This is a genomic window from Pseudomonas sp. NPDC077186 (genome assembly GCF_044543505.1).
Taxonomy (GTDB): Bacteria; Pseudomonadota; Gammaproteobacteria; order Pseudomonadales; family Pseudomonadaceae; genus Aquipseudomonas.
Genome location: NZ_JBITWE010000002.1, coordinates 471,316 through 486,525, shown reverse-complemented (window position 1 = coordinate 486,525; position 15,210 = coordinate 471,316). Strand labels below are relative to the sequence as shown.

11 protein-coding genes and 1 pseudogene are annotated in these 15,210 nt (G+C 66.2%); 7 read left to right on the top strand and 5 right to left on the bottom strand.

Annotated elements, in window-relative coordinates; all coding sequences use genetic code 11:
- Nucleotides 1-2 precede the first annotated feature (2 nt).
- Complete coding sequence (locus tag ACIGKL_RS10855) at nucleotides 3-881, top strand: glycosyltransferase (protein WP_397486640.1); 879 nt, start codon at nucleotides 3-5, stop codon at nucleotides 879-881.
- Here the strand turns inward: ACIGKL_RS10855 and ACIGKL_RS10850 are convergent.
- From ACIGKL_RS10850 to ACIGKL_RS10840, 3 genes and pseudogenes are all read right to left on the bottom strand, one after another.
- Nucleotides 875-1,477, bottom strand: a complete 603-nt coding sequence (locus ACIGKL_RS10850; protein ID WP_397486859.1) for a CatB-related O-acetyltransferase — start codon at nucleotides 1,475-1,477, stop codon at nucleotides 875-877. The two genes, ACIGKL_RS10855 and ACIGKL_RS10850, sit on opposite strands and share 7 nt — an antisense overlap.
- 249 nt (nucleotides 1,478-1,726) lie before the next feature.
- Nucleotides 1,727-2,584 (bottom strand): annotated as a pseudogene (locus ACIGKL_RS10845) (O-antigen ligase family protein); the annotation flags it as partial.
- Nucleotides 2,585-2,695: 111 nt separating this feature from the next.
- A complete protein-coding gene (locus tag ACIGKL_RS10840; RefSeq protein ID WP_397486639.1) occupies nucleotides 2,696-3,346 on the bottom strand; it encodes a lipopolysaccharide kinase InaA family protein in 651 nt (216 codons plus the stop codon).
- A gap of 110 nt (nucleotides 3,347-3,456) precedes the next feature.
- Between ACIGKL_RS10840 and msbA the strand changes: the two genes are divergently transcribed.
- The 6 genes from msbA to ACIGKL_RS10810 all read left to right on the top strand — a co-directional run bounded on the left by msbA (nucleotide 3,457) and on the right by ACIGKL_RS10810 (nucleotide 11,782).
- Nucleotides 3,457-5,289 (top strand): lipid A export permease/ATP-binding protein MsbA, encoded by a 1,833-nt coding sequence (msbA, locus tag ACIGKL_RS10835; RefSeq protein WP_397486638.1) that lies wholly within the window; start codon nucleotides 3,457-3,459, stop codon nucleotides 5,287-5,289.
- Nucleotides 5,289-6,185: a GNAT family N-acetyltransferase gene (locus ACIGKL_RS10830; protein ID WP_397486637.1), complete on the top strand. Its 897-nt coding sequence runs from the start codon at nucleotides 5,289-5,291 to the stop codon at nucleotides 6,183-6,185. Before msbA ends, ACIGKL_RS10830 begins: the two co-directional genes overlap by 1 nt.
- Before the next feature lie 4 nt (nucleotides 6,186-6,189).
- Entirely contained in the window at nucleotides 6,190-7,626 is a 1,437-nt protein-coding gene (locus ACIGKL_RS10825) for a PIG-L deacetylase family protein (RefSeq protein ID WP_397486636.1), read from the top strand.
- Between the two features lie 46 nt (nucleotides 7,627-7,672).
- Nucleotides 7,673-9,094 carry a bifunctional D-glycero-beta-D-manno-heptose-7-phosphate kinase/D-glycero-beta-D-manno-heptose 1-phosphate adenylyltransferase HldE gene (gene hldE, locus ACIGKL_RS10820; protein WP_397486635.1) on the top strand — a complete coding sequence of 474 codons (1,422 nt, stop codon included), beginning with the start codon at nucleotides 7,673-7,675 and terminating at the stop codon, nucleotides 9,092-9,094.
- 191 nt (nucleotides 9,095-9,285) lie between these two features.
- The gene (locus tag ACIGKL_RS10815; RefSeq protein ID WP_397486634.1) at nucleotides 9,286-10,557 is read left to right on the top strand and encodes an acyl-CoA dehydrogenase family protein; all 1,272 of its coding nucleotides are present in this window, start codon (nucleotides 9,286-9,288) and stop codon (nucleotides 10,555-10,557) included.
- Nucleotides 10,558-10,570: 13 nt separating this feature from the next.
- Nucleotides 10,571-11,782, top strand: a complete 1,212-nt coding sequence (locus ACIGKL_RS10810) for an acyl-CoA dehydrogenase family protein (protein WP_397486633.1) — start codon at nucleotides 10,571-10,573, stop codon at nucleotides 11,780-11,782.
- Between the two features lie 191 nt (nucleotides 11,783-11,973).
- Here ACIGKL_RS10810 and ACIGKL_RS10805 read toward each other — a convergent pair whose 3' ends face one another.
- Nucleotides 11,974-12,690: a membrane integrity-associated transporter subunit PqiC gene (locus tag ACIGKL_RS10805; RefSeq protein ID WP_397486632.1), complete on the bottom strand. Its 717-nt coding sequence runs from the start codon at nucleotides 12,688-12,690 to the stop codon at nucleotides 11,974-11,976.
- A 249-nt stretch (nucleotides 12,691-12,939) separates the two neighbouring features.
- On the bottom strand, nucleotides 12,940-15,189 hold the full coding sequence (gene parC, locus ACIGKL_RS10800; protein ID WP_397486631.1) for a DNA topoisomerase IV subunit A: 2,250 nt from the start codon (nucleotides 15,187-15,189) through the stop codon (nucleotides 12,940-12,942).
- Between the last annotated feature and the right edge of the window lie 21 nt (nucleotides 15,190-15,210).

Genomic DNA, 15,210 nt, shown 5'->3' with positions numbered 1-15,210 from the left:
CCATGACGTCCACGAGTGATTCCTCGCAGCCGCTGGTCAGCGTGATCATCGCCTCGTACAACCACGCCCCCTATATCGAGGCGAGCATCGAGAGCGTGCTGCAGCAGAGCTACCCGAACCTCGAGCTGCTGGTGGTGGACGACGGCTCCCGCGACGACAGCGTGGCGCGCATCGAGGCGCTGCAGAAGGTGCATGGCTTCGACTTTCGCGTGCAGGCCAACAAGGGCCTCTCGTACACCCTGAACGAGACCATCGAGCGGGCCAGGGGCAGCCTGATCGCCCCCTTCGGCTCCGACGACATCATGTTGCCGCAGCGTATCGCCACCCAGGTGGCCTATATGGCCGACAAGCCCGAGGTGGGCATTTGCGCCGGCGCCATCCAGACCATCGACGCCGACGGCAAGCCCGGCGCCAAGCCGCGCGCGCTGCCGTTGCGGCGGCTGGACTTCGACGATGTGTTTATGGACCGCAAGCCGGGCGCGCCGGCGCCCACCTTGCTGTTCCGTCGCGAGGCGCTGGAGCGGGTCGGCGGCTTCGAGCCCGAGGTGCGTCTCGAGGATCTGATGATCGAGCTGAAGATCACCCATGCCGGCTACTTCATCGATATTCTCGGCGAGCCCCTGGCGCTCTACCGGGTGCATGACAGCAACACCTACAAGAACTACCGCTTCATGGTCGACAACGTACTGAAGACCTATGCCCGTTTCAGCGACCATCCGGCCTACCCGGAGGTTTGCGCGCGTTTTCGCAACTCGATGCTGCTCAAGTGCGCGCGCAGCGACCGCGCCCTGGCCTGGGCCCTGTTGCGCGAGATTCCGCCGCGCTTCTGGCGCTGGAAAACGCTGCGTGGCCTGGCGCGGATGCTGCTACCTACTCATTGACGGGAGCGGGCATAAGCGAGGAAACCCTGTATGTCGCTGCTGCAAAGTTTTTCGACAGTTTGTCTTATTTCTGCTTCGGGCCAGTCCCACCACGCGCTATCGAGTAGTTCGTTTCGGGTTTTCTCATCGAAGCGCCAGCGCACGTGCCTGGCTGGATTGCCTGCGACTACAGAGTAGGGCGGAACATCGCGGCTTACGACAGCACCGCTGGCGACCACCGCCCCGTGGCCTACTGTAACGCCTGAGAGAATCGTAGAGTTCGCGCAAAGCCAGACGTCGCTGCCGATAATCACGTCGCCGCGGGTGCCGCCGTACTCGGTAATATGGGCGGCTTCCGGAAGATAGGCCGGAAATGGGTAACAACTGACCCAGTCGATGCGGTGGTGGCCACCGAGGAAGATCTGTACGTTGTCGGCAATTGAGCAAAAATTGCCGATCTTGAGTGTGCTGCCTTCGTCCCAGTCGTGAACCAGTGGCAGGCCATAGCTGCCGAGGCCTATCTGATATTTGGGGTAGCGCAGGCGAAAACGAATTTGCGGTCGGTAGAATCGGGGTTGCTCAGGGCCTTTCCGCCAGCGTTTCCAGGCTTTCCTGATGCGTTGCTCAAGCTCCTTCCATTTCACGGGCTCCTTACCTTTGCAGATGAACCAGGTGGCAGTCAGTAGAGCCATGGGGATCCAGATTAGGAACCAATGCTCCTTGGGGCGCGAGAGAAAGGCGCCGCCCTCGGTCATGCTGGCTGCCAAACCAAACACCAATAGCCCTGAGCAGATCATCACCGAGTGCTCCTTGCGGTTGCGCCAGGCAAATATAAAAGCGACTGCATACAGTGAGAGCCAGAGTGCCAAACCCACCGCCCCGCTATAGTAGAGGACGGCCAGCAGCATGTTGTGCGGATCCGCCATCGCGTAGTTGTGCGCCGTGATCCAGATGCTCAGGGGGGCGTCATAACCGTGTCCTAGCCAGGGGGCTTCGAGGATTTGCAGCCAGGCCTTGCCCCATATTTCCGGGCGAGACGATAGCCCTCTGCTGGTGAGTTCGTCGGGGTAGAGATTGATGAGCAGGATGCCGACCACTGCGACGGCGGCCAGTGCAATAAGGCTGCGCCTGTTCCAGTGGGCGATGACTAGCCATAGCAGGCAAGCAGTCAGGGCCATGATTGGGGTTCGCGATCCCGTCTCCAGAAGCAAGACCGCTAATATGCTTAGCGAGATCAGTGCCGGTGGGTTGAACACACTCTTGCCGTTGAACCAGTAACCGACCCAGAGGGCAGCGAAGAAGCCATAGACGTGCGAACTGAGCAAGGGATTGTATAGGGCACCATAGCCAGACAGGCGTCCTGCCCCACCGTTATACAGATGGAAGCCTAGGGTTGCTGCGCCGGCCAGACTAGCGAAAATGGCGCTGGCTTTGAGGCTGAAAAGCAGTCGCTGCGGCGCTTGTTGTGCCAGAAGGGCTGCAGAGAAGAACAGGAACAGCACGTATATGGGTCTTTTGACAAGTGAGCCGAAGGCGTCGTCGGTGCTGGACCAGGCAAGACTAATGGCTGTGTACAGGCCGAATAGAAAGAATGCGGCGATCAGCGGGGACGTGAACAGATCCTTGATATCTCGGGGGCGGCCGAGCAGGGCGAGCAGCGTTGGGGCGGCCAGCAGGAGGTAATACAACTTGTGGTAGAGCGCCCTGTCCCCTATCCAGAACATTCCGGTGAGCAGCGCGAACCAGCCAGTGGGCAGAATGTATTGAACCAGCCAGGTAGAGGTCTTGGTCAGCCGATTGCCAAAAGCGAGGAGTGCAGTCACGGAGTTCTCAGGTCAAAGCGTTTTTAGTTGGTTGGCCAAGGCCAGCGCTGCCGGGTGTGTGCTGGCGGCAATATAGGCATTCCAAAAAGCCTGCCCGGCATCATTCAGTAACCAGCGTCGATCTTCGGTGTAGCGCAGCATGTGGCGAAAATTCCTCAGGCGTTTGTGTCGACCCAAGGGCGTTGTTTGGCCTTTCAGGTCGGAGATGTCAATCAAACCCAGAGTGTTGTCAGGGGTCAGCACGATATTGCCAAGGTGCAGGGAACGAAAGTAAATCCCCCGGTCGTGCAGAGTGGCGATAAAGGCTCCCAGCTGTTCCTTGAGGTGTCGGTCGGCGCTGTCGGGGCGATGCCGGTAGAGCTGACGCAAGGTTTCCCCGGGGAGCGGTTGGTAATGCACGACATCTCGCGCCAGGGCACTGACCCGATAAACTGTAAGCACCTTGGGGCAGGGGATGTCATGTGTTTGCAGTAGCTTGGCGTTATCAGCGAAGCGTTGGGCGTAGGGATAATACAGGGCCGAGGAAAGCAGGCGCTTACGGCGAAACAGCTTAAGAAAGTTGCCATCGGCGAGGCGCAGTACCTTGTCACCGTAGCGGTCGGCCTCCAGGACTTTGGCGTCAGCGCTCAATCTAAGGTAAGCGTCGTGATCCAGGGCTTGCATCAATCAATGGGTCTCGTGTGAAGGCCGCGTATATTAACTCAGTCATCCTGTTGAAAGAGGAAAAAAGGCCCTGTGTTACACTCCCGCCCCCCTTTTAGAGCGCAGAGCCTATGAGCCGCAACGATCAGTCCGAGCCCTCCAGCCTGAAGGTCTACTTCCGTCTGCTGGGTTATGTGAAGCCCTATATCGGCTTCTTCATGCTCAGCATCGTCGGCTTCGTCATCTTCGCCTCGACCCAGCCCATGCTGGGTTACGTCCTCAAATACTTCGTCGACGGCCTGTCGAATCCCGAGGCCAGCTTCTTCGCCAGCGTCCCCTACCTGTCGGAGATTCCCTTCCTCGCCCACTTGAAGCTGCTGCAGACGGTGCCGTTGCTGATCGTGCTGATCGCGCTGTGGCAGGGCATCGGCTCCTACCTGGGCAACTATTTCCTGGCCAAGGTCTCCCTGGGGTTGGTGCACGACCTGCGCGTGGAGTTGTTCGACAAGTTGCTGGTGCTGCCCAACCGCTACTTCGACAATCACAACTCCGGGCATTTGATCTCGCGCATCACCTTCAACGTGACCATGGTCACCGGCGCCGCCACCGACGCGATCAAGGTGGTGATCCGCGAAGGCATGACGGTGGTGTTCCTGTTCACCACCCTGCTGCTGATGAACTGGAAGCTGACCCTGGTGATGCTGGCGATCCTGCCGGTGATCGGCCTGATGGTCAGCAGCGCCAGCAAGAAATTTCGCAAGCAGAGCAAGAAGATCCAGGTGGCCATGGGCGACGTCACTCACGTCGCCTCCGAGACCATCCAGGGTTATCGCGTGGTGCGCAGCTTCGGTGGCGAGCCCTACGAGTCGCAGCGCTTCCGCTTCGCCTCCAGCGACAACACCCGCAAGCAGCTGCGCATGACCAAGACCGGCGCCATCTACACGCCGATGCTGCAACTGGTGATCTACAGCGCCATGGCGGTGCTGATGTTCCTGGTGCTGTTCATGCGCGGCGATGCCTCGGCCGGCGATCTGGTGGCCTATATCACCCTGGCTGGCCTGCTGCCCAAGCCGATCCGTCAGCTCTCGGAGGTCAGCTCGACCATCCAGAAGGGCCTGGCCGGCGCCGAGAGCATCTTCCAGCAGCTCGACGAGGCCGCCGAGGTGGATCGCGGCAGCGTCGAGCGCGAGCGGGTCGGCGGTCGTCTCGAGGTACGCAACCTGAGCTTCAGCTACCCCGGCAGCGAAAAGGCCGTGCTCGCCGACGTCAGTTTCACCGCCGAACCGGGGCAGATGATCGCCCTGGTCGGGCGCTCCGGCAGCGGCAAGTCGACCCTGGCCAACCTGATTCCGCGCTTCTACCACCACGAGCAGGGGCAGATCCTCCTCGACGGGGTCGATGTCGAGGACTACAGCCTGCGCAATCTGCGCCGGCACATCGCCCTGGTGACCCAGCACGTCACCCTGTTCAACGACACGGTGCGCAACAACATCGCCTATGGCGACCTGGCCGGCGCGCCGCTGGAGGCGGTCAAGCAGGCCGCCGCCGATGCCTACGCCGCCGAGTTCATCGAGAAGATGCCGCAGGGCTACGACACCCTGGTCGGCGAGAACGGCGTGCTGCTGTCCGGCGGTCAGCGCCAGCGCCTGGCCATCGCCCGCGCCTTGCTCAAGGACGCGCCGCTGCTGGTGCTCGACGAGGCCACCTCGGCACTCGACACCGAGTCCGAGCGGCATATCCAGGCCGCGCTGGATCAGGTGATGCGCGGCCGCACCACCCTGGTGATCGCCCACCGTCTGTCCACCATCGAGAAGGCCGACCTGATCCTGGTGATGGACCAGGGGCAGATCGTCGAGCGCGGCAGCCACGCCGAGCTGCTGGCGCGCAATGGCTACTATGCGCGCCTGCACGCCCGGCAGTTCGAGGAGGGGGGCGAGGCCGTCGCCGCCGAACAGGACGCCTGATGCTCAACCATGTGCGCAGCTGGCGCGAGCGCGGCTGGACGCCCATCGATGCGGCCGGCTATGCCGAGGCCTGGGCCCGTTTCGGCGGCAGCGTCATCACCCAGCCGCAGGTCGTCGCCCGCCTGGCCGGGCTGGCGGGCGTGCCGGTGCGCTACCTCGGGCATTGCGTCGACGGTGAGCTCAGGGCGGCGATCCCCACCTGGGGGCGGCACCTGGCGCTATCGCGGCGGGTGTTGAAGCGCCGGGGGCTGCGCAATCTCTTCGACCTGGGCAATGCCGAGGTGATCCTGCCGGTCGCTCCGAACGCGGGGGTGCCGTTGCGGCATGAGGTCGCCTACCTTTCCGAGTTGAACCGGCATGGCTTCAGTGGCCTGCGGCCGCAGCAGGAGCAGCTGGCCATGGCGCGCGCACCGGAGGAGTGGTCGAAGAAGTTCCGCTACAACCAGCGGCGCGAATTGCGCCTGTTCGAGGAGGCGGGCGGCGTGGTGCGGGCGGTGGCGGAGTTCACCCCGGCCGAGCTGGCGGCCATCTACGGCGAGCTGTTCGAGCGCCGCTGGGGCTTCGAGGTGCCGGGCAAGCCGAGGCTGGCCGAGGTCTTCGGCCTGCTGCGGGAATTCCTCCAGGGCTCGCTGCTGATGCTGGACGGTTTTCCGGTGGCCGTTCAGGTGCTGTACAGGGTCGAATCGGCAGACTGGATCAGCTACGAGTACATCAATGGCGGTGTCGACCCCCGGGCTCAGCACCTCAGTCCCGGCAGCGTCCTCAGCTTCATCAACACCCAGGCCGCCTGGGCTGACGCGCGGGCGCGGGGCAAGGTATTGCGTTACTCGTTCGGCCGGGCCGATCGGGATTACAAGGATCGTTGGTGCAACAGGGTTGCCACCTTTAGGGTGTGAGTGAATGGATACACGCAAACAACAACTGCTGCGCCGTCACCGGCGCGGCAAGCGCCTGTTCATGGTCGTGGCGCTGCTGGTGCTGGTGGCGCTGGACTGGTTTGCCGGCTGGAACAGCCTGCCGGTGTTCCTGGTGCTGGCCTGGATCGCCCACGAGGCCTGGTTCGCCGACCACCTCTTCTATTCGCCGCGCGAGGACTATCGCTACGCCTTCCCCGACGCGGCGCCGCAGTTGGCCGGCCGTCTGGAAAAGGGGCGGCTGCAGCTGGACGTCGACCAGCTGCCGGCCGAGGCCGACACCCTGATCCTCGCGGTGCAGGTGCGCAGCACCTGGCTGGGGCGCTGGCTGGATCCGCATGTGCTGATTCGCGACGGCCAGCCCGGCGATCGTCAGGACTTCGAGCGCGGCGTCCACGGTCGCCGCTACCTCAACCTGTCCGGTCTGCTGCCGGCTCTCCGGGAGGGGCGCGTGCAGTTGCGCGGACGCTTCTGCCGACTGGGCGCCGAGGTCAGCCTGTATGCCTTCAGCAATCCGGACTATGCCGCGCGTCGCCTGATGATCGTCGCCCCCCATGCCGACGATGCCGAGCTCGCCGCCTTCGGTCTCTACAGCCGCAGTGCGGAGGTCAGCATCGTCACCCTCACCCAGGGCGAGATCGAGGCCCAGCACTACCGCCGCATGGGGCTCGACAAGGCGGCAGCGGCGCGCCTCAAGGGCCGTCTGCGCAGCTGGAGCAGCCTCAGCGTGCCGCTCTGGGGCGGCGTGCCGGCGAGCCGCTGCATGCAGCTGGGGTATTACTGCCTGCAGCTGACGGCCATGCGCGCCGAGCCGCACCGGGCCTTCCCGTCGCTGGAGTCCGGCGAGTCGGACATCCGCAGCGTGCGCCGCTTCAATCCCCTGGCGCTGCCGGGCGATGTCGACGGTATACCCAGCTGGCACAACCTGGTGGGCGACCTCGCCGCGTTGCTCAAGCGCTTTCGCCCCGAGGTGGTGGTGCTGCCCCACCCGGAGCTGGATCCCCATCCCGACCATATCCAGGCCAGCCGGGCGCTGGACGAGGCCGTCGCGCTCGCCGGCTGGTGTCCCGAGGTGCGCCTGCTGTACGCCAATCACCTCTATGACAACGATCGCTGGCCCATGGGCCCGGTTGGCGCCGGCGTGGCGCTGCCGCCGCGTCAGCAACCCCTGCCGGCGGACGGCCTGTGGAGCCCGCTGCTGGATGCGGGGGCACGGCGGGACAAGACCCAGGCCCTGGCCATGCAGCACGACCTGCAGACCCCCCTGCCGCTGAAGAAGCGCCTGCGCCGGCTCATCCAGTGGTTGCTGGTCGGGCGGCGCTGGCCGGAGGTGGGCCAGGACGATTTCTTCCGCAAGGCGGTGCGCCGTCACGAGCTGTTCTGGGTGCGCCGCGCCGGCGTGCGGGAGTCGCGGGCCGACTGAGCGGCTATGTTATGATCCGCGGCGTTTTCGACGCTCCGGAGCCACCATGAAGCTGACCCTGCCCCGTTACGATCAAGCCCCCGTCCTGGTGGTGGGCGACGTCATGCTCGACCGCTACTGGCATGGCGGCACCTCGCGCATCTCGCCGGAGGCGCCGGTGCCGGTGGTGCGCGTGGAGCAGATCGAGGATCGCCCGGGCGGCGCGGCCAACGTCGCGCTGAACATCGCCGCGCTCGGCGCGCCGGCGCTGCTGGTCGGCGTCACCGGCGAGGACGAGGCGGCCGACAGCCTGGCCGACAGCCTGGCCGCCGCCGGCGTCGAGGCACACTTCCAGCGCCGCGACGAGCAGCCGACCATCGTCAAGCTGCGCGTCATGAGCCGCCACCAGCAGCTGCTGCGCATGGACTTCGAAGAACCCTTCGCCACCGACACCCAGGCCCTGGCGCGCCAGGTCGAGGCGCTGCTCGCCGGGGTCAAGGTGCTGGTGCTGTCCGATTACGGCAAGGGCGCGCTGCAGAACCACCAGGTGCTGATCCAGGCCGCGCGCGCCAGGGGCATCCCGGTGCTGGCCGACCCCAAGGGCAAGGACTTCTCCATCTACCGCGGCGCCAGCCTGATCACCCCCAATCTGCACGAGTTCGAGGCCATAGTCGGCGGCTGCAAGGACGAGGCCGAGCTGGTCGGCAAGGGCGCCAAACTGATGCGCGAGCTGGAGCTGGGCGCGCTGCTGGTGACCCGCGGCGAGCACGGCATGACCCTGCTGCGCCCGGAGCACGCGCCGCTGCACCTACCGGCGCGGGCGCGCGAGGTGTTCGACGTCACCGGCGCCGGCGACACGGTGATCTCCACCCTGGCCGCCTCCATCGCCGCCGGCGAGGAGCTGCCGCAGGCCGTGGCCCTGGCCAACCTGGCCGCCGGCATCGTGGTCGGCAAGCTCGGCACCGCGGCCATCAGCGCCCCCGAGCTGCGCCGTGCGGTGCAGCGCGAGGAAGGCTCCGAACGCGGTGTGTTGAGCCTCGACCAGCTGCTGGTGGCGATCGAGGACGCCCGCGCCCACGGCGAGAAGATCGTCTTCACCAACGGCTGCTTCGACATCCTCCATGCCGGCCACGTGACCTACCTGGAGCAGGCGCGCGCCCAGGGCGACCGCCTGATCGTGGCGATCAACGACGACGCCTCGGTCAGCCGCCTCAAGGGCCCGGGCCGGCCGATCAACGCGGTGGACCGGCGCATGGCGGTGCTCGCCGGCCTCGGTGCGGTGGACTGGGTGGTGAGCTTCGCCGAAGACACCCCCGAGCGCCTGCTCAAGCAGGTGCAGCCGGACGTGCTGGTCAAGGGCGGCGACTACGGCATCGACCAGGTGGTCGGCGCCGATATCGTCCAGGCCTACGGCGGCGAGGTGCGCGTGCTCGGCCTGGTGGAGAACAGCTCGACCACCGCCATAGTCGAGAAGATCCGCAACAAGTAGGGCGGACAAGGCGCCAGCCTTGTCCAGCGCTGGCGCCGCAATGGTGGACAAGCCTTCGGCATGTCCACCCTACAATTTCGTCCGCAGTGACGGCTTGACCCGATTGCCGCGACGCCGCGGCTTGAGGGTCATAGGCGCTCGCCAGTCGGCGGCGCATCATCGACGGCATCCCCCAAGTGGAGCGAGATGTCATGACCGTCGATGTGCAGGGCCAGGCCCTGAGCGTACTGAGTAAGCTGGCCCAGGCCGACTGGCCGGATCGCCTCAAGCTGCGCAAACCCTTCGAAAGACTCGTCTATAGCGGCAGCCGCGCCAGCTTTCGCCTGGCCGCCGGCAAGACGCGCGCGCCGCGTCCGGCGGCGGCCGACGAGCTGTTCGACCTGTCGCTGTCCGACGAGCAGCAGATGCTGGTGGAGATGCTCCAGGGCTTCGCCTTGGACGTGCTGCGCCCTGCTGCGCACGAGGCCGACGCCCAGGCGCGGGTGCCGGCGGCGCTGCGCAGCCAGGCCCATGAGCTGGGCCTGGCCCACTATGGCGTCGGCGAGGCGCAGGGCGGCCTGGCCGGGGCGCGCACCGTACTGAACAACGCGCTGATCGGCGAGAGCCTGGCCAGGGGCGACTTCTCCCTGGCCGCCGCGCTGCTGCTGCCGCTGTCGGCGGCCAACTGCATCCGCCGTTGGGGCTCGCCGGCACAGCAGGCGGCCTGGCTGCCGGCCTTCGTCAGCGAGGCGGGGGCGCCACCCTTCGCCCTGGCGGTGGGCGAGCCGGGCGTGCTGAGCGACCCGCGCGTGCCCGCCACGCGCGCGCGCAAACGCGGCAAAGCCTATCTGCTCGACGGCGAGAAGGCCCTGGTGCTGGGCGGGCTGGAGGCCAGTCGGCTGATCGTCAGCGCCCAGGCCGGCGACGGCCCGGCGCTGTTTATCGTCGATGCCGCGAGCAAGGGCATCGGCCGCCGCGCCGAGCCGGCCATGGGCCTCAGGGCCTGCGGCCTGGCGCGTATTCAGCTGAAAGGCGTCAAGGTGCCGGGCGAGTGCCGGCTGGCTGGCGCTGGTTTCGATTTTCAGGCCTTTCTCGATCATTCCGCGCTGGCCTTCTGCGCCCTTGCCGTCGGCACGGCGCAGGCGGCGCTGGACTATGTCACCGGCTACTGCAACGAGCGCCAGGCCTTCGGCGAACCGATCAGCCATCGCCAGGGCGTGGCCTTTATGGTCGCCGACATCGCCATCGAACTGGATGCCATGCGCCTGCTGCTGTGGCGCGCCAGCGCCCGCGCCGAGGCCGGCCTGCCGTTTCGGCGCGAGGCCTACCTGGCGCGGCTGCTGTGCGCGGAGAAGGCGATGAAGATCGGCAGCGACGCGGTGCAACTGCTCGGCGGTCATGGTTTCACCCAGGAGCACCCGGTCGAGCGCTGGTACCGCGATCTGCGCTGCGTGGTCGTGCTGGCCGGTGGCCTTCATCTCTGAACAGGTGACAACGATGAATCTGGAAACCCCGAAGAAATTCCGCGGCCTGCAGCAGCAGGCGCAGCAGGTGGCCAAGCACTATTTCCGGCCGATCTCGCGCAAGTACGACCAGGCCGAGCACGCCTATCCCAAGGAACTGGACCTGCTCGCCGCGCTGCTCGACGGCATGAACGAGGGCTCGCCCGACGCCGTCGGCGCCGGCTCGGCGAGCAAGCGCGGCGCCGCCCGCGAACAGCAGGAGGGGGTCAAGAACGGCGGCAACCTGGCCGCGCTGCTCGGCGTGATGGAGCTGTGTTGGGGCGACGTCGGCCTGCTCCTGGCCATGCCGCGCCAGGGCCTGGGCAACGCCGCCATCGCCGCGGTGGCCAACGACGAGCAGCTGGCGCGCTTCGGCAGGACCTGGGCGGCCATGGCCATCACCGAACCGGGCTGCGGCTCGGACTCGGCGGCGATCCGCACCACGGCGGTCAAGGACGGCGAGCACTACGTGCTCAACGGCGAGAAGATCTTCGTCACCTCTGGCGAGCGCGCCGATGCCGTGGTGGTCTGGGCCACCCTGGACAAGAGCCTGGGGCGCGCGGCGATCAAGTCCTTCGTGGTCGAGAAGGGTACGCCGGGCATGAGCGTGACGCGCCTGGAGAAGAAGCTCGGGATCAAGGCCTCGGACACCGCCTCGATCAGCTTCAGCGACTGCCGGGTGCCGGCGGCCAATCTGCTGGGCAACGCCGAGATCGACGTGCAGAAGGGCTTCGCCGGGGTCATGGAAACCTTCGACAATACCCGTCCGCTGGTCGCCGGTATGGCGGTCGGGGTGGCTCGGGCGGCGCTGGAACGCACCCGCGAGCTGCTGGTCAAGGCCGGCTGCCGCTTCGATTACGCCAAACCGCTGTTAAGCGTCACCCATGCCGAGGCCACCCTGTATCGGCTGGAGGCCGAGTGGGAGGCCGCGCGTCTGCTTACGCTCAAGGCCGCCTGGATGGCCGACAACAAGCTGCCCAACTCCAAGGAGGCGTCCATCGCCAAGGCCAAGGCCGGGCGGGTGGCCAGCGAGGTGACGCTGAAATGCGTCGAGCTGGCCGGCGCCCTGGGTTACGGCGAGGACGAACTGCTGGAGAAGTGGGCGCGCGACTCGAAGATTCTCGACATCTTCGAAGGCACCCAGCAGATCCAGCTGCTGATCGTCGCCCGGCGCCTGCTGGGCAAGAGTTCCAGCGAACTCAAATAGGGCAGCGCTTGGCAGCGCCGTAGGTTGGCGCTGAGCGCAGCGAAGCCCAACGGGGAGCACGCAGTGCTCCGCCCGACGATCTGTTGGGCTTCGCCGCTACGCGCCTCAACCCAACCTACCGGCTGGCGGTGCGCCTGGCGTTCAGCCTAGGATGGCAGGTCACAAAAAAGCCCGCATCTGCGGGCTTTTGCTTAGAAGCGGAAGACTTCGGTGTCGATCTTGATGGGTTCTGCCACCGGAATCTTCGGCCCGGGCTCCTGCGGTTTGGCCTTGGCCACCGGGGCCTTCTTGCGCGGTGGCTCGGCCGGGGCCTCCTCGGCCACGGCAATCGGCTGGATGGCCACCGCCAGCTCGGCGGCCAGGCGTTGCAGCAGCAGGCTCTGCGCCTTGACCTGCTCGGCCACGGCGCCGTTGTGGCCCTCCTCCAGGCGCACCAGGCGGCTGTCGCGCAGCTGGCCGCGGCGATCCAGCAGGCGCCACTGCGCTTCCAGCACCGCCGGCACCAGCGGGCCGGAGTCGAGGCGGGTGATGGTCAGCATCACCTGGGCGTCGGCGCTGAAACCGGGGGCGGCCGGCGCCAGGGCCAGGCGCTGGCTGTCCAGGCGCCAGGCCAGTTGGCGCAGCAACTGCTGGTCGATGTCGTTGGCCAGGCCGCTGGCCCAGCGGGCATCGCGGGCGGCCACCAGGCTGCCGTCGGCCTGACGCTGCAGCAGGTGTTCCTGGCGCAGGTAGTCGGCGATGCTGACCGGGCCGACCAGCACCGCCATGCCGCTGTCCTTGGCCGGGGCGACGGCACTGCCGCTGTCGAGTTGGTAGAGTGGCACCGGCTTCTGTTGCAGCAGGCTGCAACCGCTGAGGGTCAGCAGGGTGGTCAGAAGCAGGGCCAGAGGGCGTACTACAGTCATCATTCGTTCCCGGCAGCCGCTGCGGGCGGCTGCGCATCAATCCCATGTCATGCCGGCGGGTCGTCATCCTGACGACCCGGGTCGCGTATCATCCGTCAAACCGCGCCGCGACTCCAGCCTTGCCCGCCTGTCGGTAGGAGGTTAGGCAGCCACAAGCCACAAGCCACAAGCCACAAGCCACAAGCCACAAGCCACAAGCGTGCCGGCTTTTGCTTCTACCTGCAGCTTATTGCTTGAAGCTTGCAACTGCTCCTATTCCACCAGCAACTGGTCGACGCGCTGGAAGCCGCGCGGCAGCTTGTTGCCGCGGCGGCCGCGTTCGCCCTTGTAGTGCTCCAGATCGTCGGCCTTGAGGGTCAGGGTACGCTTGCCGGCCTGCAACACCAGCGAGCTGCCGGCGGGCAGCACGGCCAGGTCGGTGAGGTATTCCTCGCGGCTGGCCACCCGTTCGCCGGGGATGCCGATGATCTTGTTGCCCTTGCCTTTACCCAGTTGCGGCAGGTCGGCGACCTTGAACAGCAGCAGGCGGCCTTCGGTGGTCACCGCCGCCAGCCAGTCGTTCTCGACGCTGGCCACCGGCTTGGGCGCCACCACCCGGGCGCCGTTGGGCAGGCTGAGCAGGGCCTTGCCGGCCTTGTTCTTGGCCTGCAGGTCCTCGCCCTTGACCACGAAGCCGTAGCCGGCGTCCGAAGCGATCACGTACAGCGCGCTGTCCTCCGGCAGCAGCACGCAGTCGAAGGTCGCCCCCGGCGGCGGGGTCAGACGACCGGTCAGCGGCTCGCCCTGACCGCGCGCCGACGGCAGGCTGTGAGCGGCCAGCGAATAGCTGCGTCCGGTGGAATCGATAAACACCGCGTACTGGTTGGATCGGCCCGGCGCGGCGGCCTTGAAGCCGTCGCCGGCCTTGTAGGAAAGCCCCGTCGCGTCGATATCGTGGCCCTTGGCGCAGCGCACCCAGCCTTTTTCCGAGAGCACCACGGTGACCGGTTCGGTCGGCATCAGCTCGGTTTCCGACAGGGCGCGGGCTTCGGCGCGGGCGACGATCGGCGAGCGACGGTCGTCGCCGTACTTCTCGGCGTCCTCGAGGATTTCCTTGCGCACCAATTTTTTGAGCTTGGCTTCGCTGCCGAGCAGGGCCAGCAGCTTCTCGCGCTCCTTGGCCAGCTCGTCCTGCTCGCCACGGATCTTCATCTCTTCCAGGCGGGCCAGTTGACGCAGGCGGGTGTCGAGGATGTAGTCGGCCTGTACATCGGTCAGGCCGAAGCGCTCCATCAGCACCGGCTTCGGTTGATCTTCCGTGCGGATAATGCGAATGACTTCGTCGAGGTTGAGGAAGGCGATCAGCAGGCCTTCCAACAGGTGCAGGCGCTTCTCCACCTTATCCAGGCGGAACTGCAGGCGACGGCGCACGGTGCCGACGCGGTACTGCAGCCACTCGGTCAGCAGGGTGCGCAGGTCTTTCACCGACGGCTTGCCGTCGAGGCCGATGACGTTGGTGTTGACCCGGTAGCTGGACTCCAGCTCGGTGGTGGCGAACAGGTGGGTCATCAGCTCGTCGGTATCCACACGGTTGGAGCGCGGGATGATGACGATACGGGTCGGGTGTTCGTGGTCGGATTCGTCGCGCAGGTCGGCGACCATCGGCAGTTTCTTGGCCTGCATCTGCGCGGCGATCTGCTCCAGCACCTTGGCCCCGGAGACCTGGTGCGGCAGGGCGGTGACGACGATATCGCCATCTTCCACCCGATAAACCGCACGCATGCGCACCGAGCCGCGACCCGTTTCGTAGATCTTCAGCAGATCGGCCTTGGGCGTGATGACCTCGGCCTCGGTGGGAAAATCCGGGCCCTGGATATGCTCGCAGAGCTGTTCGACCGTGGCGCCCGGCTCGTCCAGCAGACGTACGCAGGCGGCGGCGACTTCGCGCAGGTTGTGCGGCGGCACGTCGGTAGCCATGCCGACCGCAATACCCGTCGTGCCGTTAAGCAGCAGGTTGGGCAGGCGTGCCGGCAGGGTCGCCGGCTCGTTCATCGTGCCGTCGAAGTTCGGCACCCAGTCGACGGTGCCCTGGCCCAGCTCCCTCAGCAGCACCTCGGAATAGCGCGACAGGCGCGCCTCGGTGTAGCGCATGGCGGCGAAGGACTTGGGATCGTCCGGCGCGCCCCAGTTGCCCTGGCCGTCGACCAGGGTGTAGCGGTAGCTGAACGGCTGCGCCATCAGCACCATGGCCTCGTAGCAGGCGCTGTCGCCGTGCGGGTGGAACTTGCCGAGCACGTCGCCGACGGTGCGCGCCGACTTCTTGTGCTTGGAGTCCGCGTCCAGGCCCAGCTCGCTCATGGCGTAGACGATGCGCCGCTGCACGGGCTTGAGACCATCGCCGATATGCGGCAGGGCGCGGTCCATGATCACGTACATGGAGTAGTTGAGATAGGCCTGCTCGGTGAAGTCGGCCAGCGACCGACGTTCCACGCCTTCCAGGCTCAAATCGAGGGATTCGCTCATGCGGGCCTCATTGCAAAGTTA

Bases quoted from the DNA above. Each gene is read 5' to 3' on its own strand.
- ACIGKL_RS10855 (WP_397486640.1), top strand. From the start codon at position 3: ATGACGTCCACGAGTGATTCCTCGCAGCCGCTGGTCAGCGTGATCATC.
- ACIGKL_RS10840 (WP_397486639.1), bottom strand. From the start codon at position 3,346: ATGCAAGCCCTGGATCACGACGCTTACCTTAGATTGAGCGCTGACGCC.
- msbA (WP_397486638.1), top strand. From the start codon at position 3,457: ATGAGCCGCAACGATCAGTCCGAGCCCTCCAGCCTGAAGGTCTACTTC.
- ACIGKL_RS10830 (WP_397486637.1), top strand. From the start codon at position 5,289: ATGCTCAACCATGTGCGCAGCTGGCGCGAGCGCGGCTGGACGCCCATC.
- ACIGKL_RS10825 (WP_397486636.1), top strand. From the start codon at position 6,190: ATGGATACACGCAAACAACAACTGCTGCGCCGTCACCGGCGCGGCAAG.
- hldE (WP_397486635.1), top strand. From the start codon at position 7,673: ATGAAGCTGACCCTGCCCCGTTACGATCAAGCCCCCGTCCTGGTGGTG.
- ACIGKL_RS10815 (WP_397486634.1), top strand. From the start codon at position 9,286: ATGACCGTCGATGTGCAGGGCCAGGCCCTGAGCGTACTGAGTAAGCTG.
- ACIGKL_RS10810 (WP_397486633.1), top strand. From the start codon at position 10,571: ATGAATCTGGAAACCCCGAAGAAATTCCGCGGCCTGCAGCAGCAGGCG.
- ACIGKL_RS10805 (WP_397486632.1), bottom strand. From the start codon at position 12,690: ATGATGACTGTAGTACGCCCTCTGGCCCTGCTTCTGACCACCCTGCTG.
- parC (WP_397486631.1), bottom strand. From the start codon at position 15,189: ATGAGCGAATCCCTCGATTTGAGCCTGGAAGGCGTGGAACGTCGGTCG.